The sequence below is a fragment of the Neisseria sp. HMSC70E02 genome (assembly GCF_001838645.1).
In the GTDB taxonomy this organism is placed as follows: domain Bacteria; phylum Pseudomonadota; class Gammaproteobacteria; order Burkholderiales; family Neisseriaceae; genus Neisseria; species Neisseria macacae.
Map to the genome: position 1 here is coordinate 12,282 of NZ_KV838105.1, position 18,809 is coordinate 31,090.

17 protein-coding genes are annotated in these 18,809 nt (G+C 54.0%); 5 read left to right on the forward strand and 12 right to left on the reverse strand.

Features of this window, described 5'->3' with window-relative positions; genetic code table 11:
* Positions 1–106 precede the first annotated feature (106 nt).
* From HMPREF3277_RS08950 to HMPREF3277_RS08960, 3 genes are all read right to left on the reverse strand, one after another.
* Complete coding sequence (locus HMPREF3277_RS08950) at positions 107–1,246, reverse strand: THUMP domain-containing class I SAM-dependent RNA methyltransferase (protein ID WP_070870895.1); 1,140 nt, start codon at positions 1,244–1,246, stop codon at positions 107–109.
* Positions 1,247–1,500: 254 nt separating this feature from the next.
* Positions 1,501–2,496 (reverse strand): ornithine carbamoyltransferase, encoded by a 996-nt coding sequence (gene argF, locus HMPREF3277_RS08955; protein WP_070870896.1) that lies wholly within the window; start codon positions 2,494–2,496, stop codon positions 1,501–1,503.
* Between the two features lie 115 nt (positions 2,497–2,611).
* A complete protein-coding gene (locus tag HMPREF3277_RS08960; protein ID WP_094113513.1) occupies positions 2,612–3,421 on the reverse strand; it encodes a methylated-DNA--[protein]-cysteine S-methyltransferase in 810 nt (269 codons plus the stop codon).
* A gap of 254 nt (positions 3,422–3,675) precedes the next feature.
* On the opposite strand from HMPREF3277_RS08960, the gene HMPREF3277_RS08965 reads away from it, so the two are divergent.
* Entirely contained in the window at positions 3,676–4,233 is a 558-nt protein-coding gene (locus HMPREF3277_RS08965; protein WP_009173847.1) for a YbhB/YbcL family Raf kinase inhibitor-like protein, read from the forward strand.
* Here HMPREF3277_RS08965 and HMPREF3277_RS08970 read toward each other — a convergent pair.
* The 6 genes from HMPREF3277_RS08970 to HMPREF3277_RS08995 form a co-directional block, all read right to left on the reverse strand.
* Positions 4,211–5,026 carry a helix-turn-helix transcriptional regulator gene (locus tag HMPREF3277_RS08970; protein WP_210401167.1) on the reverse strand — a complete coding sequence of 272 codons (816 nt, stop codon included), beginning with the start codon at positions 5,024–5,026 and terminating at the stop codon, positions 4,211–4,213. The two genes, HMPREF3277_RS08965 and HMPREF3277_RS08970, sit on opposite strands and share 23 nt — an antisense overlap.
* Positions 5,027–5,435: 409 nt before the next feature.
* Positions 5,436–6,581: a succinyl-diaminopimelate desuccinylase gene (dapE, locus tag HMPREF3277_RS08975; RefSeq protein WP_070870913.1), complete on the reverse strand. Its 1,146-nt coding sequence runs from the start codon at positions 6,579–6,581 to the stop codon at positions 5,436–5,438.
* Between the two features lie 112 nt (positions 6,582–6,693).
* Positions 6,694–7,314: an HI_0552 family protein gene (locus tag HMPREF3277_RS08980; RefSeq protein ID WP_070870902.1), complete on the reverse strand. Its 621-nt coding sequence runs from the start codon at positions 7,312–7,314 to the stop codon at positions 6,694–6,696.
* Between the two features lie 119 nt (positions 7,315–7,433).
* The gene (locus HMPREF3277_RS08985) at positions 7,434–7,943 is read right to left on the reverse strand and encodes a hemerythrin domain-containing protein (protein ID WP_003741856.1); all 510 of its coding nucleotides are present in this window, start codon (positions 7,941–7,943) and stop codon (positions 7,434–7,436) included.
* A 93-nt stretch (positions 7,944–8,036) separates the two neighbouring features.
* Entirely contained in the window at positions 8,037–8,630 is a 594-nt protein-coding gene (azu, locus tag HMPREF3277_RS08990) for an azurin (RefSeq protein WP_070870904.1), read from the reverse strand.
* 293 nt (positions 8,631–8,923) lie between these two features.
* Positions 8,924–9,346 carry a DciA family protein gene (locus HMPREF3277_RS08995; RefSeq protein ID WP_070870906.1) on the reverse strand — a complete coding sequence of 141 codons (423 nt, stop codon included), beginning with the start codon at positions 9,344–9,346 and terminating at the stop codon, positions 8,924–8,926.
* 157 nt (positions 9,347–9,503) lie between these two features.
* Here HMPREF3277_RS08995 and secA point away from each other — a divergent pair, with 157 nt between their 5' ends.
* From secA to HMPREF3277_RS09010, 3 genes are all read left to right on the forward strand, one after another.
* Positions 9,504–12,257, forward strand: coding sequence for a preprotein translocase subunit SecA (gene secA, locus HMPREF3277_RS09000; RefSeq protein ID WP_070870908.1), 2,754 nt, complete (start codon positions 9,504–9,506; stop codon positions 12,255–12,257).
* A gap of 175 nt (positions 12,258–12,432) precedes the next feature.
* Positions 12,433–13,197: a CDP-diacylglycerol--serine O-phosphatidyltransferase gene (pssA, locus tag HMPREF3277_RS09005; protein ID WP_003776916.1), complete on the forward strand. Its 765-nt coding sequence runs from the start codon at positions 12,433–12,435 to the stop codon at positions 13,195–13,197.
* A gap of 3 nt (positions 13,198–13,200) precedes the next feature.
* Positions 13,201–14,010, forward strand: a complete 810-nt coding sequence (locus tag HMPREF3277_RS09010) for a sulfite exporter TauE/SafE family protein (protein ID WP_070870910.1) — start codon at positions 13,201–13,203, stop codon at positions 14,008–14,010.
* A gap of 220 nt (positions 14,011–14,230) precedes the next feature.
* Here the strand turns inward: HMPREF3277_RS09010 and HMPREF3277_RS09015 are convergent, their stop codons facing one another.
* Positions 14,231–15,706, reverse strand: coding sequence for an aldehyde dehydrogenase family protein (locus tag HMPREF3277_RS09015; RefSeq protein ID WP_070870911.1), 1,476 nt, complete (start codon positions 15,704–15,706; stop codon positions 14,231–14,233).
* Positions 15,707–16,149: 443 nt separating this feature from the next.
* Here HMPREF3277_RS09015 and adhP point away from each other — a divergent pair, with 443 nt between their 5' ends.
* The gene (gene adhP / locus HMPREF3277_RS09020; RefSeq protein WP_080980554.1) at positions 16,150–17,193 is read left to right on the forward strand and encodes an alcohol dehydrogenase AdhP; all 1,044 of its coding nucleotides are present in this window, start codon (positions 16,150–16,152) and stop codon (positions 17,191–17,193) included.
* A 174-nt stretch (positions 17,194–17,367) separates the two neighbouring features.
* On the opposite strand, the gene HMPREF3277_RS09025 is transcribed toward adhP, so the two are convergent.
* Positions 17,368–17,826 carry a methyltransferase family protein gene (locus HMPREF3277_RS09025; protein WP_070870912.1) on the reverse strand — a complete coding sequence of 153 codons (459 nt, stop codon included), beginning with the start codon at positions 17,824–17,826 and terminating at the stop codon, positions 17,368–17,370.
* Between the two features lie 75 nt (positions 17,827–17,901).
* Positions 17,902–18,645: a pseudouridine synthase gene (locus HMPREF3277_RS09030; protein ID WP_009312411.1), complete on the reverse strand. Its 744-nt coding sequence runs from the start codon at positions 18,643–18,645 to the stop codon at positions 17,902–17,904.
* Positions 18,646–18,809: the final 164 nt, after the last annotated feature.

Genomic DNA, 18,809 nt, shown 5'->3' on the forward strand with positions numbered 1-18,809 from the left:
CCTTGTCCTGATTTAAAGTTAATCCACTATATTTCTTCCAAACAAAAAGGTCGTCTGAAAACGGAAACAGCGTTGCCACCGCTTTTCAGACGACCTTCAACCGTATTTATCGGTTCGACCCTTTGACCATATCCATCAAAAACAGGCGGCAGTCTAAGTTGCCGTTGTAGAGCGGGATTTTGCGTTTGGGCGAAAGACGCATGAATTTCGGCATATCGCGGTCGCCGGTAAACATTCCCGCCAGCCAGCCCGCGTAATGCTGCTTCAGCCACGCGCCCAACTGCGGGTAAAGGGCTTGCAGGGCTTGGACTTCGGCAAGGCGGACGCCGTAAGGCGGATTGGAAATCAGGATGCCGCCTTCCCCGTTCGGACGGGTGTCCTGCGCGTCTTTGACTTCAAAACGGACAAACGTGTCCACTTCGGCAGCTTGGGCGTTGGCAACGGCGGCGCGGATCATATGGCGGTCGTTGTCGCTGCCTGAAATCGGGGCAGACGCAGGGCGGATTTGCGTTTCGGCTTCGTGTTGCAGCTTTTTCCAAAGGGCGGCATCAAAGTTTTTCAGCTTTTCAAACCCGAAACGGCGCATCAAACCGGGCGCGCGGCGGGTGGCAATCCAAGCGGCTTCGATGACGATGGTGCCGCTGCCGCAAAACGGGTCTTGAAAAGGCTGCGTGCCGTCATAGCCCGCCAGCAGCAGCAAGCCCGCCGCTAAGTTTTCGCGCATCGGCGCTTCGCCCGTATCTTGGCGGTAGCCGCGTTTGAACAAGGCTTCACCGGATGTGTCGATGAAAATTTGAATGTCGCGTTCGTCGATAAAGGCATGGATGCGGATGTCGGGGCGGATTTTGTCGACGCTGGGGCGCGCGCCGCAAGCGTCGCGGAACACGTCGCACACGGCGTCTTTGATTTTCAGTCCGACGAAATCCAAACTTTTGACTTGGGCGCGTTTGCCTTCTACTTTGACTTTGAAGGTTTGTTCCAAGTCGAACCAATCCGTCCAGCGGATATTTTTCGCCGCTTTATAAATATCTTGCTCGTTGCGGTAGCCGCTTTTGGTCAGGCGCAGCAACACGCGGCTGGCAGTGCGCGAATGCAGGTTGATGCGGTACACCTGCTCCATACCGCCTTTGCACGCGACGCCGCCGTCAACAGCGCGGATGTCTTGGCATTTGAGTTGTTCGAGTTCTTGGGATAAAGGGGCTTCAAGACCGCGCGGGCAGGTAACGAAGAGGGAATAAGTGGTCATGCGAACCTTTCGGATGGGCGGCGTATTCAGATGGCGGATTAAGCTTCAATCTGGACAGGTGGAGCCATGCCAAACCCGTTTAAACTGAACCCGCCATGCCTCTGCCGCGTATTGCTCCGTCGCCGCTTGGAGGGGCGCGCGGATAAAAATGTGATGGACGTGATTATAAAGGATATAAAGGCAAAAGGTCGTCTGAAAACCCGTTATATTGATTTTCAGACGACCTTATTTAATGGATTCAAACAGAAACGCCGTCAATCCCCCAGCGCCGCCACCATCACCGCTTTAATCGTGTGCATCCGGTTTTCCGCTTGGTCGAACACGATGCTGGCGGGGCTTTCGAATACTTCTTCCGTTACTTCCACGCCGTTTAAGCCGAAGGTTTCGAAAATCCATTCACCGACTTTGGTTTCGCGATTGTGGAAGGCGGGCAGGCAGTGCATGAATTTGACCTGCGAGTTGCCCGATGCCGCCATCAGTTCGGGAGTAACGCGATAATCTTTCAATAAATCAATGCGTTCCTGCCACGCTTCTTTCGGCTCGCCCATGCTGACCCACACGTCGGTATGGATGAAATCGACGCCTTTGACGGCTTCTTCCGCGTTTTCGGTGAGCAAAATCTTTCCGCCGGTTTCTTCGGCGACAGCGCGGGCGCGGGCGACGATGTTTTCAGACGGCCACAAGGTTTTCGGTGCGCCGATACGCACGTCCATACCGAGCTTCGCGCCCAACACCAGCAGCGAATTTGCCATGTTGTAACGCGCGTCGCCGACGTAGGCAAACGCGGTTTGGTTCAAAGGTTTGCCGCTGTGTTCGCGCATGGTCAGCGCGTCGGCGAGCATTTGGGTGGGGTGGAATTCGTTGGTCAGGCCGTTGAACACGGGCACGCTGGCGTATTTCGCCAATTCTTCGACCACGTCCTGTCCGAAGCCGCGATATTCGATGCCGTCGTACATCCTGCCCAACACGCGGGCGGTGTCTTTGATGCTTTCCTTATGTCCGATTTGGCTGGCGGACGGCTCCAGATAAGTGACCCCCGCCCCTTGGTCGCGCGCGGCGACTTCAAACGCGCAGCGGGTGCGGGTCGATGTTTTTTCAAAAATCAGGGCGATGTTCTTCCCTTTCATCCGCTGCACTTCGCGCCCTGCCTTTTTAGCGGCTTTCAACTCGGCGGCAAGGTCGAGGTAGGCGGTGATTTCTTCGGGCGTGAAGTCCAAAAGTTTCAGGAAATGGCGGTTTTTCAGGTTCATATTCGTATTTCTCCTTTCCGGCAGGTCGGGCATTGATGCCCGATATTGTTTTGTATGCGGATTTTGTCAGGCATCATTGCCGACCGTTTTTCAGAGTGCGAAGCCTGCTCCGAAATCAAAACAAGGTCGTCTGAACTTCGCCGCGTTCCAAAGCAAGCAGCGACTGTTTGCGATTCAGGCCGCCTGCGTAGCCGGTCAGCTTGCCGTCGCTGCCGATGACGCGGTGGCAGGGAATCAGGATGGACACTTTGTTCTGCCCGTTGGCGGCGGCAACGGCGCGGACGGCTTTAGGATTGCCCAAACGCTGCGCCTGCTCCTTGTAGCTGCGCGTTTCGCCGTAAGGAATCGCCAAGAGCGCATCCCATGCCTGCTTTTGAAATTCGGTACCAATCTGCTCCAAGGGCGTGGCAAAGGTTTTCAGACGACCCTTGAAGTATAAGTCCAATTCCTGCCGCAGAAGTTGCGTTCGCTCATCCTCCCGAAACACAAACCGTCCGCGCAAGGCTTTTTGGACGGCGGTAATTTCCTGTTCCATATGCTTCTGCCCGACAAATTCCAGCAAACACAACCCTTTGCCACCGAACACCGCCAGCATCTCGCCCAAAGGCGTGGCAATGGCGGCGGCGGTTAATTCGTTTGAGCTGTCAGGATAATGCGCTTCCAACAAACGGATGGCGCGGCGGATACGGACATATTCTTCAGGCGCGCAGCCGATACAGTCGATAAAATCCTGCTCGAACTGCTTGGCTTCGTGTTCCGTCAGATTGGGATACGGCATGACTTCACACTCAAAAACTTGGGTTTCGAGCCAATGGCGGATTTCATCCCATTTTGACGGCAGATTGTTTAAGGAAGGCAGGGTAATCATTCGTTTGCTCCGTATCTCTATCATGGATTTGACGGCAAAATCCCCAATTTTCGTCATTCCCACACGCCGATGCAGGAACAGGCTATGACGTAAATCTTGAGGGTTGGGTTGCGGCAATTCCTAAATATTCGATATTTCCAAAGCCTCAGGGAAAGGAATTAAAGATTTCAGACGACCTGCAAAGGGTCGTCTGAAACCACGGATTTTTACATTTGCGCATTTCGGCACATCATCCAACCGTTTCGGCACATTCCTGCCGCCATTGACAGCCTATAATGAATCCACTTATTCATCAAGCAAAGGAATCATCTATGCAAACCCGCATCCTCTCCGCCGTACTGCTGGCTTTTTCAACCGCTGCCTTTGCCGAGGGCGCATTCACGCTGCAATTCGACAACCCGTCCAAAGACGGCGGCTTCACGCAAAACCAGCTTTTGAGCGCGCCTTACGGCTTCGGCTGTTCGGGCGGCAATGCTTCGCCCGCGCTGTCGTGGAAAAATCCGCCCGCAGGGACAAAAAGTTTCGTCCTGACCGTTTACGATAAAGACGCGCCGACCGGTCTGGGGTGGATGCACTGGGTGGTCGCCGACATCCCAGCCGATGTCCGCCGCCTGCCCGCAGGCATTACCGCGCAAGGCGGCAGGCTGCCCAAAGGCGCACTGCAAACCCGCACAGACTTCGGCACTCCGGGCTACGGCGGCGCGTGTCCTCCCGAAGGCAGGAAACACCGCTACGAATTCACGCTCACCGCGCTGAAAGTCGCCAAGCTGCCGAACATCACCGCCGAATCCACACCAGCACTGGTCGGTTTCTTCACTAAGGCAAACAGCTTGGGCGAAGCGAAATTCACGGTCGAACACCGACGCTGACCTGCCCCGTGCGCCGATATGCCGCCGGCTCCGCTTCCGAGCGGACCGCCGACGGTACGCAACCGAACCGCTCTTTGAAGCGCGCGCTGAAACGGGACGGGCAGTCATAGCCGACCGCGCCGGCAATCTGCGCCACCGGCCATTGCGTAACCTGCAATAGCGTCAGCGCGCGCATCATGCGTACATCCGTCAGCAGCGTACGGAAATTCGTTTCCTGCCGCGCCAACCGCCGCCGCAACGCGGCCTCGCTGCAATTAAGCCGCTTCGCCAGCATCGCCGACGACCAGTCCGCAGCCATATCGGCGGTAATCAGTTTGCGGATTTGCCGCATCAGGTTGACGCCTTCGTACACGGCAAAACCGATGCCGTCATGCTGCAACCACGCCAACACGCCGCAAAGCGCGGCCTCCGCCGCATTGTGCGGCACTTCTTCATCCGCCAGCACCGCAGCCGCATAATCAAACGCCGCGTTCATCCGCCCGGGGTGCGGCAGCTTCACCGCATCGCACACTGCCTGCGCCGTCCCGTATTGTGCGGCAAACCTTTCTATGGCTTCCTGTTCGAAAGCAATCCATTGCGCCTGATAGAGGTCGTCTGAATCGGGAATATTGATGACGTCAAACGTCTGCCCGCCTGCCAACGCGACAACCTCACCCGCCGCAATCCTCAATTCGCGCCCCGCCCACCGCAGCTTCTTGCATCCGCGCCGCACGATAACCACAGTCGGTTCATGTACCGCCACGCTGCGGTACAAGGCGGTATGATGTTGCACGATGCCGCCTAAAGCACCCAATCGTTCACGCGTATGAAAGTAATTTGACGGCACGGTTATATTCCTCAATGTTTCAACACACAGGGCTGCACATAAGGCGCAGCCCTGTTACCCTGATTTGGAAGGGGTTACTTCCCAAAAAATAAACAAAATTCTACTGCCCTGAGGGGCCGGGTTTCAACCATATTCCATTGGCGTACCTGCAACTTGCCCCCCTGTGGGGGAGGGTCAGGGAGAGGGTAAACCGGGGCAGATACAGACAATATTTCCGTTGCCGCCCCGATGCCCTCTCCCTAACCCTCTCCCACGGGAGAGGGAATGGATTGCCGTTCAAATAAATCGCTCTACATAAAAATCAATGCGTTATCTCAAACTCACGTTAGGTCTAATCAAATTGTCGGACATCCATATCCGACAGCCCATCTTCTTTTCAGACGGCCTTTTCAGCCAACAACCGCGCCAATATCCCCTCATACACTGCCGACAGCTTTGGAATGTCGTCCAGCCGCACGTTTTCGTTGATTTGGTGGATGGTGGCATTGGACGGACCCAGTTCGATGAGTTCTTTCGCAATGGCTTTAATGAAGCGTCCGTCAGAAGTGCCACCGGTGGTGGACAATTCGGTCTCTACGCCGCAGGTTTCGGCGATGACTGCGCGTGCCACGTCGGTCAGTTTGCCCGCGTGGGTCAGGAAGGGCTGGCCCGAACACGACCACTGCAAATCGTATTGCACGCCGTGTTTGTCCAAAATGGCGTGAACGCGTTGTTTCAGCCCTGCTTCGGTGGACTCGGTGGAGAAGCGGAAATTGAATTTGACGTTCAGCTCGCCCGGAATGACATTGGTCGCGCCTGTGCCGCCGTTGATATTGGAAATTTGAAAGCTGGTCGGCGGAAAGTATTCGTTGCCTTCGTCCCAGACTTCCTGCGTCAGCTCTAACAAGGCCGGTGCAAAAGTATGTACGGGATTGATTGCCAAATGCGGATAGGCAATATGTCCTTGCTTGCCTTTGACGGTCAGGTTGCCCGACAGCGAGCCGCGCCGGCCGTTTTTAATCATATCGCCCAATTTGTCCACGGCGGTCGGTTCGCCGACGATGCAGTAGTCGATAAGCTCGTCGCGCGCTTTCAATACATCGACGACTTTGGTCGTACCGTCCAGCGCGTCGCCCTCTTCGTCGGAAGTAATCAAAAGCGCAATGCTGCCTTGGTGATAGGGATGCTCGGCAATGAAGCGTTCGCAGGCGGTAACGAAGCAGGCGATGCTGGTTTTCATGTCCGCCGCGCCGCGCCCGTATAATCTTCCGTCGCGCTCGGTTGGCTCGAACGGGGGCGAATCCCATTTTTCAACAGGACCTGTCGGCACGACGTCGGTATGCCCTGCAAAACAGACGACGGGAGCCTGCGTGCCGCGTCGCAACCAGATGTTTTTGGTGTCGCCGAAATGGAGTTCTTCAGCCGCAAAACCGATTTTTTGCAGGCGTTCGGCAAGCAGTTTTTGGCAATCTCGGTCGTCGGGGGTAACGGACGGGCGGGAAATCAACGCTTTGGCGAGTTCTAGGGATTGGGTTTCGGTCATTTTGTTCACTTTGGAAATCAGGTCGTCTGAAATGTTCTCAATTTGATTTTCAGACGACCTCCGGGTTGGGTTGGTGTATAAGACGGGCATTCGTACCCGTCCGTTTTCTGAATCATTTGCCGTGACAGGCTTCGTAAAGCGGCAGTAAATCTTCCACCGTTTCGGCTATCCATTTTGCTACATCCTGTTTGCCCAAATCGTCGCGTTCGATGTGTTTGCCGATGCAGAAAAAGTCTTCGTCGTTTTGCAACCTTCGGTCGGATTCGCTTTGTTGTGCGACAGTGCGGTAGTCGCCATATTCGCTTTCCGCGCCGTGCCACATATCGAATGCGGCGTATTTCTCGGTATCGAAATCATCCAGCCAGCGGTTGTATTCCGGCAGCGCAATCGGTGATACGTCGGCTTTATAGCAGTGCCAGTCTAGGCTGACACTCAGGCGGCGGCGGTTCAATAAAATCGATAAAATCGCGGCGGAATTTTTGTATTGGGCGTATTTGAAGTAGGCGAAGAAATGGGCGCGAACCTGCCAGCCGTTACACCAGCGTTCGATATGCGGCGGGGCGAAAGGTTCGCCCAAGTCTGCGGCGACCTGCTGTATCAACTGCTGCCATATCTGCCAGTTTTCCTTGTAGTCGGCTTTGATTTGCGGAATGCTTTCGGGCTGGTATTTTTTGAGCTGGGCAAACTGAAAAAACGGGATATTGAACAAATCGCAGCTTTTCGGGGTCAGCATGGTTTGCTTCCTTTTCAGACGACGTGGTTGTGTTACGGGTGATATTGAGGTCGTCTGAAAATCTGCTTTCAAGTTTTCAGACGACCTTTGTTTGAAGAAACGGCAATCTGTAAACGGCCTTATCTGCGTCGGCGCGCCGCCATGATTTCGCCGATTTCGGTCAGCTTCTCTTTGGGGATAAACGTTTTGCCCATGTCGAACAAAGGCTCTTCAATCGCCAGATGCACATCGTAACCCGCCACAAAGCGTTTGAACGCTTCCGCATCGGGGATATAGGCGTTATCTGCTTCGAGTTTGGCAAATTCGGCAGCCACGGCATCCCAGTTGCCATGCAGGCTGACATGTTGGCGCAAAAGCTCGTCCACGCTTTCTTGGGCTTGCGGCGCGTATTGCAGCAGGAGCGGGAAGAAGTTTTCTTCTTCGTCTTCATGGTGCAGCGGGGCGGCAACGTTGAAATACTGGGCGATTTGGCGGATGGTTTGCAAAACAATCTGATTGCAGCCGTTTTCGGCGATATAGTCCGACAGCATGGCGACCTGGCCGCAGAAACGGCGCACTTTGCCGTGGCAGGCATACAGCATTTCAATCGGTTCGGCAAAGGTAACGCTTTTGGTTTCAAACGGATTCATGTTTGTGTTCTCAATGGGTACTTTTCAGACGACCATTTTATAACAAAACAGCCTGCATAAAGCAGGCTGTCTGTATTTTGAAGCTTGGACGGATTAGTCGACCAAAGTCACTTTGCCGTTCATCAAAGCACCGTGTCCCGGGAAGGTGCAGGCAAATTTGTATTCGCCGCCCGCCAGTTTGGCAGGATCCAGAGTCAGGGAAGCTTCTTCGCCGCCGCCGACCAGTTTGGTGTGGGCAACAACGCGTGCATCGTCAGCTTTCACATAGTCGGTTGCAGCAGCGCCGGCACCGTCTTTGAAAATACCGTCCATGTCTTCGGCTTTACCGATGACGATGTTGTGACCCATGCTTTCTTTAGGTTGGGTACCGGTGTGTTTCAGAGTAACGGTGAATTCTTTACAAGCTTTGCTGACTTGGATTTCTTTAGTGTTGAACTGCATAGCGTCGTTGGCTTCGACAGTAGTCGCGCAGTTGCCGGCGGCAGGTGCTGCGGCAGAGTTGGCTGAAGCCGCGCCGGAAGCAGGAGCATCGGCAGGAGGTGCGCTTTCTGCAGGTGCAGGTGCAGGTGCGGCTTCGGAAGCAGCAGATGCAGTCGGAGCAGAGGCTTCAGCAGGTTTTGAAGCTTCTTGTGAACAAGCGGACAAGCCGATAACGGCAGCGGAAATCAGAGCCAAATAAGCTTTCATGTGTATCTCCTAATGATAGGTGAGAATATGTTAAGTTCTACAAAATAAAACTTGCGAATATATATTAATGAACCTAATTTCAGATTTCATATCCGCAAGCGAAAGAAGGATGAAAATGAAGCTATATTCTGCTACAACAAATCGAACAAATCCAAAATTCAACGGCTATTTTACCTCAGTTTACACAAATGAGAATAGCTACTATTAATGTCGTATTTCTTTAGTATTAGATTTTATCGGTCAGACGAAATATTCTTTAACTTTAATTAACAAACAACACAACCATTTCAAACTCAACGGCTGTGTTTGCGCACCAACTCCGCCAGCGCGGCAGCCAATTCAGGATGCTTGTCTTCCAATTTTACCGCCGCCGCATCAAAACTCTCCAATGCCGCCCCGCTCAAATGCAGGCTGTTGACTTTGGGTTGTGCCGGCGGCTTCGGTACGACTTTGACCGCCACATCCCGAATCCCCGCGTTCAATTCCTGAAGCTGCGGCACAAGCGCAGGCAATATCATTTTCAGGCGCGAAGCCGCCATACCGTTTGCCGCCAGCAACACCAGCCTGCCCTCTTCGATGCAGGCGGTTTGAAAGTGCGGGTGCAGGTTTGCCGGCAGAATGCGTTTGACTGCCGCATCCAGCCTGCGCCATTGTTGCGACTGCTGCAACAAACCGGCCAACCGCGCATCCCGCTTGCCCAATTGTTCCAAATTCATATGTTTCAGACGACCTTTTCAAAGTGTACGGTTGTATTATCAAGATTGAAATCCGGTAAAACTGCCTTTATTTCAAACGGCATGACTGCCTTGCCGCGAGGCTTGTGTTAAAATCCCCGTTTCGCCATTATTTTATATCAGGCGCAGGAACTATTTCATGCTGACAAACATTGCTAAGAAAATCTTCGGCAGCCGCAATGACCGGCTGCTCAAACAATACCGTAAATCCGTTGCCAAAATCAACGCACTCGAAGAACAAATGAAAGCCTTGAGCGATGCGGATTTACAGGCTAAAACAGCCGAATTCAAACAACGCCTCGCCAACGGTCAGACTTTGGACGACATCTTGGTCGAAGCCTTCGCCGTCTGCCGCGAAGCGTCCCGCCGCGTACTCGGTATGCGCCACTTCGACGTCCAGCTTATCGGCGGCATGGTGCTGCACGACGGCAAAATCGCCGAAATGCGTACCGGCGAAGGTAAAACCTTGGTCGCCACCCTTGCCGTCTATCTCAACGCCCTGTCCGGCAAAGGCGTGCACGTCGTTACCGTCAACGACTACCTTGCTGCCCGCGACGCAGGCATTATGGAACCGCTCTACAATTTCCTCGGCTTAAACGTCGGCGTCATCGTCGCCGATATGCAGCCGTTTGACCGTCAAAACGCCTACGGCTCCGACATTACCTACGGTACCAACAACGAATTCGGCTTCGACTACCTGCGCGACAACATGGTGACCGACCAATACGACAAAGTTCAGCGCGAATTGAATTTTGCCGTAGTGGACGAAGTGGACTCCATTCTGATCGACGAAGCGCGCACCCCGCTGATTATCTCCGGGCAGGCGGATGACAACATCCAGCTGTACCAAATCATGAACAGCCTTCCCGCGCACCTCATCCGCCAAGAAACCGAAGAAGGCGAAGGCGATTACTGGGTCGATGAAAAAGCACACCAAGTCATCTTGAGCGAAGCGGGTCACGAACACGCCGAACAAATCCTGATTCAAATGGGTTTGCTGCAAGAAAACGACTCCCTCTACTCCGCCGCCAACATCGCCCTGATGCACCACCTTATGGCAGCATTGCGCGCGCATACGTTATTCCATAAAGACCAACACTACGTCATCCAAGACGGCGAAATCGTCATCGTGGACGAATTTACAGGTCGTCTGATGTCCGGCCGCCGCTGGTCCGAAGGCCTGCACCAAGCCGTCGAAGCCAAAGAAGGCGTGGAAATCAAACGCGAAAACCAAACCCTCGCCTCCATCACCTTCCAAAACTACTTCCGCCTGTACACCAAACTCTCCGGCATGACCGGTACCGCCGATACCGAGGCTTTCGAGTTCCAAAGCATCTACAACCTCGAAACCGTCATCATCCCGACCAACCGCCCCGTACAGCGCAAAGACTTCAACGACCAGATTTTCCGTTCTGCCGAAGAAAAATTCGAAGCCGTCGTCAAAGACATCGAAGAATGCCACAAACGCGGACAACCCGTCCTCGTCGGTACCACCAGCATCGAAAACTCCGAGCTGGTTTCCCGTCTTCTACAAAAAGCCGGACTGCCGCACAACGTCCTCAACGCTAAAGAACACGAACGCGAAGCCCTGATTGTCGCCCAAGCCGGTAAAGTCGGTGCCATTACCGTCGCCACCAACATGGCGGGCCGCGGTACCGACATCGTCCTCGGCGGCAACCTCAAGCACCAAATCGAAGCCATCCAGTCCAACGAAAACCTGAGCGACGAGGAAAAAGCCGCACAAATCGCCGCCCTTGAAAACGGCTGGCAGGCAGAACACGACCAAGTGGTCGCGGCAGGCGGCCTGCACATCATCGGCACCGAACGCCACGAAAGCCGTCGCATCGACAACCAATTGCGCGGACGCGCAGGCCGTCAGGGCGACCCCGGCTCCAGCCGCTTCTACCTCTCATTTGAAGATCCTCTGCTACGCCTCTTCGCGCTCGATCGTGCCGCCGCCATCCTCAACCGCCTTGCGCCGGAACGCGGCGTCGCCATCGAACACGGCATGCTGACCCGCCAAATCGAAGGCGCGCAACGCAAAGTCGAAGGCCGCAACTTCGACATGCGCAAACAAGTATTGGAATACGACGACGTTGCCAACGACCAACGTAAAGTCATCTACCACCAACGCAACGAAATCCTCAACAGCAAAGACGTCAGCGACCTGACTAAAGGTATCCGCGAAGAAGTCATCAGCGATTTGGTCGATTTGTACATACCGCCCGACAGCATGGAAGAGCAATGGGACATCCCCGCACTCGAAAGCCAGCTTGCCGCCGAATTCCGCCTGCACGAAGACATCCAAGCATGGCTCAAAGCAGACAGCACTTTGGACAATCAGGACATCAAAGAGCGTCTGATTAAACGCGTGGAAGAAGAATACGCGGCAAAAGTCGAGCTGGTCGGTAAAAAACCGATGGCGGATTTCGAACGCAACGTCATGCTGCAAGTCATCGACCTGCAATGGCGCGAACACCTTGCCGCCATGGACTACCTGCGCCAAGGCATCCACCTGCGCAGCTATGCCCAGAAAAATCCGAAACAGGAATACAAACGCGAAGCCTTCGCCATGTTTGAAAACCTGTGGCGCGGCATCAAGCATCAAACCGCCGCCCTCTTGACCTCCGTCCAAATCGAGCGCAACACCGATGTAGAAGAAATTGCCGAACCCGCACCCGTCGGCATCCAAACCATCCACTCCGAAGCGCCCGATATGGAAGAACTGCTCGGACAATCCCAAACCAATTTGGTTACCGAAGCGTTCGATCCCGACGGAACGGATTTCAGCCCCGAAGCACTTGCCGCCCAAGGCCAAGTCGTCCACCGCAACGACCCCTGCCCTTGCGGAAGCGGCCTGAAATACAAACAATGCCACGGCAAACTGAGCTGATGACAGCTTAAACAAAAGGTCGTCTGAAACCTCGAAAGGTTTTCAGACGACCTTTTTCATCACCCAAGTTACAGAACCGCGCCGCCATAAAAAAATACCATCGTTATTAAATTGTCAGGCGGTCACGATACGGTATAATCCCTAAATCTGCTTCGTACAGCATCATCGAACGCTTATGGACAATACGCAAAACCCTCAAAACCTGCAACGCAATTCATTGCGCCGCAACAGTATCTACCTGCTGCCCAACTCCTTCACCATCGCCGCCCTGTTCTGCGCCTTCTTCGCCATCACCCAATCCATGCACAAGCACTTTGAAATAGCGGCGATCGCAGTATTCCTCTCCATGCTGCTCGACGGCATGGACGGGCGCGTGGCGCGGCTGACCAACAGCCAAAGCGCATTCGGCGAACAGCTCGACAGCCTTGCCGACATGGTCAGTTTCGGCGTTGCGCCTGCATTGATTATTTACAAATGGCAACTTTCGCAATTCGGCAAAATCGGTTATTCCGTCGCCTTCATCTACTGCGCCTGCGCCGCCCTGCGCCTCGCCCTCTTCAACACGCTTATCGGCAAAGTCGATAAACGCTGGTTTATCGGCGTCCCCAGCCCGACCGCCGCCGCGTTGATTGTCGGCCTGATTTGGGTCAACCACAGCGTCGAACGCTTCCCCGGCGTACATTGGTGGGCATTGGGCATCACGCTTTTCGCCGGCATTTCCATGATTGTCCAAATCCCGTTTTGGAGCTTTAAAGAAATCAACATTCGCCGCCAAGTCCCGTTTATGGGCATGGTAATCGCCGTGTTGATCCTCCTCTTAATCACATGGAAGCCCGCCCTCGTCTTATTCCTCTTCTTCTTGGGGTACAGTCTCTCCGGCTACATTATGGCGGCACGGCGTTGGCTGAAAAAACGCCGCAGGAACAAAAAGGTTGTCTGAAAAATGTGGACTTGGGATATTATCCTCGCCCTGCTCGCCGTCGGAAGCGCTACTGGCTTTATTGCAGGATTGTTCGGCGTAGGCGGCGGTACGCTGGTTGTCCCCGTCGTCTTGTGGACACTGCAACTGCAAGGCATCAGCAGCCACCCCTACGCCCAACATCTCGCCATCGGCACATCCTTCGCCGTAATGGTGTTCACCACCTTCTCCAGCATGTACGCGCAGCACAAAAAAAGCGCCATCGACTGGCAGACTGTCCGCCGTATGACCCCTTCCATGATATTCGGCGTACTGATCGGCGCGGTAACTGCCAAATACATGCCTACCCGCGCCCTGCAAATCTTCTTCATCTCATTCCTAACCCTTATCGCCCTCAAAACCCTCACCAACTCCAAACCCAAAGCCTCGCGCCACCTGCCCGCCCTGCCCGGTCTGAGCGTGGTCGGCACATTGTTCGGCGCAGCTTCGAGCTGGGTCGGCATCGGCGGCGGCTCGCTGTCCGTCCCCTTCCTGATGTATTGCAACTTCCCCGCCCACCGCGCCATCGGCACATCCTCCGGCCTTGCCTGGCCGATTGCGCTCGCCGGCACAATCGGCTATCTCGTTACTGGCTGGAACGTTCCCGACCTGCCCCACGGCTCCGGCGGCTTTCTCTATCTGCCCGCCGTCGCCATCCTCAGCATCGCCACCATGATTTTCGCCCCAATCGGCGTCAAAACCGCGCACAAACTCCCCGCCCGTCAGCTCAAAATCTCCTTCGGCATCATGCTGCTGTTGATTGCCGTCAAAATGGCCTGGAACCTTATGCGCTAACCATGCTGGCAAACACCGTATAACAAAATTACCCCCCTTTGGCATCATGAATCTTCTAAAAACCGTTTAATCTTTCCCAAAGCCAAGCTTGACGGTTTATTTGTCTATAACGACAAGTACTCATAAAAATCCAGTCAACACAAAAAGGTCGTCTGAAACCCGAATCCGGATTTTCAGACGACCTTTTTTTCTACATCAATAAACGATGTTCAGCAGGCAATCAATAGAAGCCTTCGCGCTCTTCGCGGGTGGAAATGTAGATGTTTTTCACCTGCGTGTACGCGGCGAGCATCATTTTGTGGGTTTCGCGGCCGATACCTGAAGTTTTGTAGCCGCCAAACGGTGCGCCTGCGGGCAGGCGGTTGTAGCAGTTCACCCAAACGCGGCCGGTTTCCAGCGCATTGGAAACGCGCAGGCAGCGGTTGATGTCTTTGCTCCAAACTGCACCGCCCAAGCCGTATTCGCTGTCGTTGGCCATTTTGATGACTTCTTCTTCGGTTTTGAATTTAATCACGGTGGCAACCGGGCCGAAGATTTCTTCTTGGGCAACGCGGGCGTTGTTGCTGCCGGCTTCGATCAAGGTCGGCTCGACAAATTCGCCTTTGCCCAACTCGCCTTCGATTTTCTTACCGCCGGTGATGATGCGACAGCCTTCCTGTTCGCCGATTTTGACGTATTTCAAAATGGTTTCGAGCTGACCGGCGTTGACTTGCGAACCCATTTGGGTATCGTCTTCCCAAGGCAGGCCGACTTTGATTTTTTTGAACTCTTCCGCCAAGGCGTTGACGAATTTGTCGTAAATGCCTTCCTGAACGAAGATGCGCGAACCGGCGCAGCACACTTGGCCTTGGTTGAACAAAATACCTTTTTGCGCGCCTTCGAGGGCTTTGTCGAACGGCATGTCGTCAAAGAAGATGTTGGCAGATTTGCCGCCCAGCTCCAAGGTGGCGGGAATCAGCATTTCGGCGGCGGCGATGCCGATGTGGCGACCGATTTCGGTCGAACCGGTAAAGGCGAGCTTGTTGAAGCCTTTGTGGTGCAGCATGTATTCGCCGGATTTGGAACCGCGTCCGGTGATGATGTTTAACACGCCTTTAGGCAGCAGGTGGTTGATTTTTTGTGCGAACGACAACAGGCTCAGCGAAGTGCTGGAAGACGGGTGGATAACGATGGTACAGCCTGCGGCGAGTGCGGGGGCGATTTTCCAAGCCGCCATCAGGAAGGGGAAGTTCCACGGGATAATCTGACCGACTACGCCGATAGGTTCGCGCAAGACGATAGACAAGTCTTCGGAGTCAAGCTGGGTTGCAGTGCCTTCTTCGCCGCGGATCACGCTGGCAAAGTAGCGGAAATGGTCGGAAGCCAGCGGGATGTCGGCGGCGCGGGTTTCGCGGATGGGTTTGCCGTTGTCCAGCGTTTCCTGCAAGGCGAACAATTCCAAGTTGTCGTCAATCACATCGGCGATTTTGTTGAGTATGGCGGCGCGTTCGGTGGTGGTGGTTTTGCGCCATGTTTTGAACGCTTCTTGCGCGGCGGCGACGGCGGCATCCACATCGGCATCGGTCGCGTCGGTGAATTTCGCCAATACTTCGCCGTTGGCAGGATTGTACGAATCCAAAAGCGCGCCGGGTTTTGTCCACACGCCGTTAATCAAGAGGCCGTACTCTTTATCAAACACATTTAAATCTTTTGCCATGATGCTGTCTCCTTGGTTGTCTTTCTTAGGTTTTGGACGTTCCTCAAACGTCGTCTGAAAATAGAATAGTATTTTTTCTCTTTCAGTTCAAGCACTAAAAATGATATCGTTCTCAAAATTCCAAATATGTAATTTTCTAAAATAGGAAATCTAATCCGATAAGGCTTGACCCCGCATGGAAATGAAGCGGGTTTGTTAATGTATTTAAAGTTTTCAGACGACCTTTTTTACATGATATGTGTAAGAATTTTTCAGCGGCTTGGCAGATATATTTCTGCGCAAACAGATTGTTATGGTATAACATTTTATTTCTTATTTTTCAAAAAGATAGGGTGTTGACACAGCGAAATGAAGGGGAGTATTCTCATTCAGAGGAAGGGCGTTATTCCGATTCCGCCTGTCCCACCATTTACGGATTTCTTACGAATGCCAAGGAGAACACCATGAAGATGCAAGCAGTTGTTGTGAATCAAAATGTAGCAGGTGATGTAGAAGTTGTAGAACGCGAAGTACGCCCGTTGGAATACGGCGAGGCGTTGGTTGAAGTCGAATGTTGCGGCGTGTGCCATACCGACCTGCACGTTGCGGCAGGCGACTACGGCGAAAAACCGGGACGCGTGTTGGGACACGAAGGCATCGGTATCGTCAAAGAAGTCGCTCCGGGCGCGAATGCACTGAAAGTTGGCGACCGCGTCAGCATCGCATGGTTGTTCCAAAGCTGCGGTTCGTGCGAATACTGTAATACCGGCCGCGAAACCTTGTGTCGTTCCGTATTGAACGCAGGCTACACCGCCGACGGCGGCATGGCGACCCACTGTATCGTCGATGCAGACTACGCCGTCAAAGTACCCGACGGCCTCGACCCTGCGCAAGCTTCCAGCATTACCTGCGCCGGCGTAACCACTTACAAAGGCGTGAAAGTTTCCGGCGTGCGTCCGGGACAATGGATTGCCATTTACGGTGCGGGCGGTTTGGGCAACTTGGGTGTCCAATACGCGAAAAAAGTATTCGGCGCACACGTCGTCGCCATCGACATCAATGATGAAAAACTGGCATTCGCTAAAGAAAGCGGCGCAGATTTAGTCATCAACGCTGCCAAAGAAGACGCAGCCAAAGTGATTCAGGAAAAAACCGGCGGCGCACATGCAGCCGTTGTTACCGCCGTATCCGCCGCCGCGTTCAACTCTGCTGTGGACTGCGTCCGCGCAGGCGGCCGCGTCGTCGCCATCGGCCTGCCGCCCGAATCTATGGACCTGTCCATCCCCCGCTTGGTCTTGGACGGCATCGAAGTGGTCGGCTCGCTGGTCGGTACGCGCAAAGACTTGGAAGAAGCCTTCCAATTCGGCGCAGAAGGCTTGGTGGTACCGAAAGTCCAACTGCGTGCTTTGGACGAAGCTCCGGCGATTTTCCAAGAAATGCGCGAAGGCAAAATTACCGGTCGCATGGTTATCGACATGAAAAAAGAATGCGGCTGCGGTCATCATTAATTTGATGCAGGCAGTTGACTAGAAAGGTCGTCTGAAACCCTGTTTTGGGGTTTCAGACGACCTTTTGTTTGATTCGAGCCATCGCGGATTCACACAATCCGAGTCAATCGGCGCAGCCGGATCATCTCATGTCGCAAAGGCGCAGGGGCGATACCTGATTTGACGTTTCCGCTTTTATAACCAACGGCGGACGCGTCGGCAGTACGCTTCATACTCAGCACCGAATTTCTGCGCCAAAACGCGTTCTTCAGGCATGATTTGAAACCGCGTCATATAGGCGGCAAATACCGCCAAAAACAGCCACGGCAACGGATGCGCCAAGTGTCCCGCCCATGCCGCCAGCCAGCAGCCCATGCCCGCATACATCGGGTTGCGGCTGAAACGGTACACGCCGTCTGAAACGAAGTGTTCGGTTTGTTCGGGGTTGAACGGGCTGACGGTCGTGCGCACACGGCGAAACGCCCACACACCTAACACGCCAAACGCCGTCCCAAACGCTATCAAAACAACCGACAGCAATATAGGAAAGCGCGGCAGCATGCCTGCCAGCGCGGATACTTGCGCAGAGGCATACATCAGCAATGCGCAGATAAAACATACCGCCGGCGGCGGGATTTTGGTTTCTAAATTCATATTCTTATCTTTATAAAACGGATACAGTGACGCTTTCAGACGACCTCTTGCCGTCATTCCCAAGTTCAAATCCAATCAAAACGACTCATCCGCTCGCAGATAACGCCATTTGCCGGGCGGCAGTTTACCCAGTTTGACTTTACCCATCCGAATCCGCTTCAACCCGACAACGCGCAAACCGACGAGTTCGCACATACGGCGGATTTGCCGCTTCTTGCCCTGTTTCAACACGAAACGCAGTTGGTCTTCGTTTTGCCATTCTACTTTGGCGGGGCGCAGTTTCTCTCCGTCCAGACTCAATCCGTGGTTAAGCAAGGCAAGTCCTTTTTCGTCCAATTTGCCGCGCACGCGCACCAGATATTCTTTTTCGCTGCCGCTGTTTTCGCCGATAAGCTGCTTGGCGATGCGGCCGTCCTGCGTCAACACCAGCAACCCAACGGAATCGATGTCCAGCCTGCCGGCGGGCGCCAAGCCGAATTTGTGTTTTTCGCTGAACGGAATGCGGCTGTCGTCGCCTTCCCAACGGTTGTCGGCGGTAATCAGCTCGGCGGCGGATTTGTAGCCTTTTTCCGCCTGCGCGCTGACGTAGCCGACGGGCTTGTTGAGCAGGATGGTGACGCGCTCCGCCTGTTTTTCATGCGCCTGCCGGTTGAGGTCGATGCGGTCGCGTTCGGTTACTTTCTGACCGAGTACGGCGGTTTGCCCGTTGACCTTGACCCAGCCTTGCTCGATGTAGCTATCCGCCTCGCGGCGCGAGCATAAGCCCAATTGCGCCATACGCTTGGAAAGGCGCATGGTTTCGTTTGAATCGTGTTCCATAATGGTCTGCCTGAAAAGAATGAATCAGATTATAAAGCCAAACCATCATTTTCCCTACCGACATTATCGCCATACCGCCCAGCTGACGGACGCGCGAAATGCCCGCCCATGCTGAATAAATACCGCCAAACCCGTTTTATGACAAAGGTCGTCTGAATAAACTA

What these genes read in the sequence shown, in the direction of transcription:
- HMPREF3277_RS08995 (WP_070870906.1), bottom strand. Translation starts at nt 9,346, where the DNA reads ATGAATTTGGAACAATTGGGCAAGCGGGATGCGCGGTTGGCCGGTTTG.
- HMPREF3277_RS08965 (WP_009173847.1), top strand. Translation starts at nt 3,676, where the DNA reads ATGCAAACCCGCATCCTCTCCGCCGTACTGCTGGCTTTTTCAACCGCT.
- HMPREF3277_RS08980 (WP_070870902.1), bottom strand. Translation starts at nt 7,314, where the DNA reads ATGCTGACCCCGAAAAGCTGCGATTTGTTCAATATCCCGTTTTTTCAG.
- HMPREF3277_RS08960 (WP_094113513.1), bottom strand. Translation starts at nt 3,421, where the DNA reads ATGACGAAAATTGGGGATTTTGCCGTCAAATCCATGATAGAGATACGG.
- HMPREF3277_RS09015 (WP_070870911.1), bottom strand. Translation starts at nt 15,706, where the DNA reads ATGGCAAAAGATTTAAATGTGTTTGATAAAGAGTACGGCCTCTTGATT.
- secA (WP_070870908.1), top strand. Translation starts at nt 9,504, where the DNA reads ATGCTGACAAACATTGCTAAGAAAATCTTCGGCAGCCGCAATGACCGG.
- argF (WP_070870896.1), bottom strand. Translation starts at nt 2,496, where the DNA reads ATGAACCTGAAAAACCGCCATTTCCTGAAACTTTTGGACTTCACGCCC.
- pssA (WP_003776916.1), top strand. Translation starts at nt 12,433, where the DNA reads ATGGACAATACGCAAAACCCTCAAAACCTGCAACGCAATTCATTGCGC.
- adhP (WP_080980554.1), top strand. Translation starts at nt 16,150, where the DNA reads ATGAAGATGCAAGCAGTTGTTGTGAATCAAAATGTAGCAGGTGATGTA.
- HMPREF3277_RS08950 (WP_070870895.1), bottom strand. Translation starts at nt 1,246, where the DNA reads ATGACCACTTATTCCCTCTTCGTTACCTGCCCGCGCGGTCTTGAAGCC.
- HMPREF3277_RS08985 (WP_003741856.1), bottom strand. Translation starts at nt 7,943, where the DNA reads ATGAATCCGTTTGAAACCAAAAGCGTTACCTTTGCCGAACCGATTGAA.
- HMPREF3277_RS09010 (WP_070870910.1), top strand. Translation starts at nt 13,201, where the DNA reads ATGTGGACTTGGGATATTATCCTCGCCCTGCTCGCCGTCGGAAGCGCT.
- HMPREF3277_RS09025 (WP_070870912.1), bottom strand. Translation starts at nt 17,826, where the DNA reads ATGAATTTAGAAACCAAAATCCCGCCGCCGGCGGTATGTTTTATCTGC.
- HMPREF3277_RS09030 (WP_009312411.1), bottom strand. Translation starts at nt 18,645, where the DNA reads ATGGAACACGATTCAAACGAAACCATGCGCCTTTCCAAGCGTATGGCG.
- dapE (WP_070870913.1), bottom strand. Translation starts at nt 6,581, where the DNA reads ATGACCGAAACCCAATCCCTAGAACTCGCCAAAGCGTTGATTTCCCGC.
- azu (WP_070870904.1), bottom strand. Translation starts at nt 8,630, where the DNA reads ATGAAAGCTTATTTGGCTCTGATTTCCGCTGCCGTTATCGGCTTGTCC.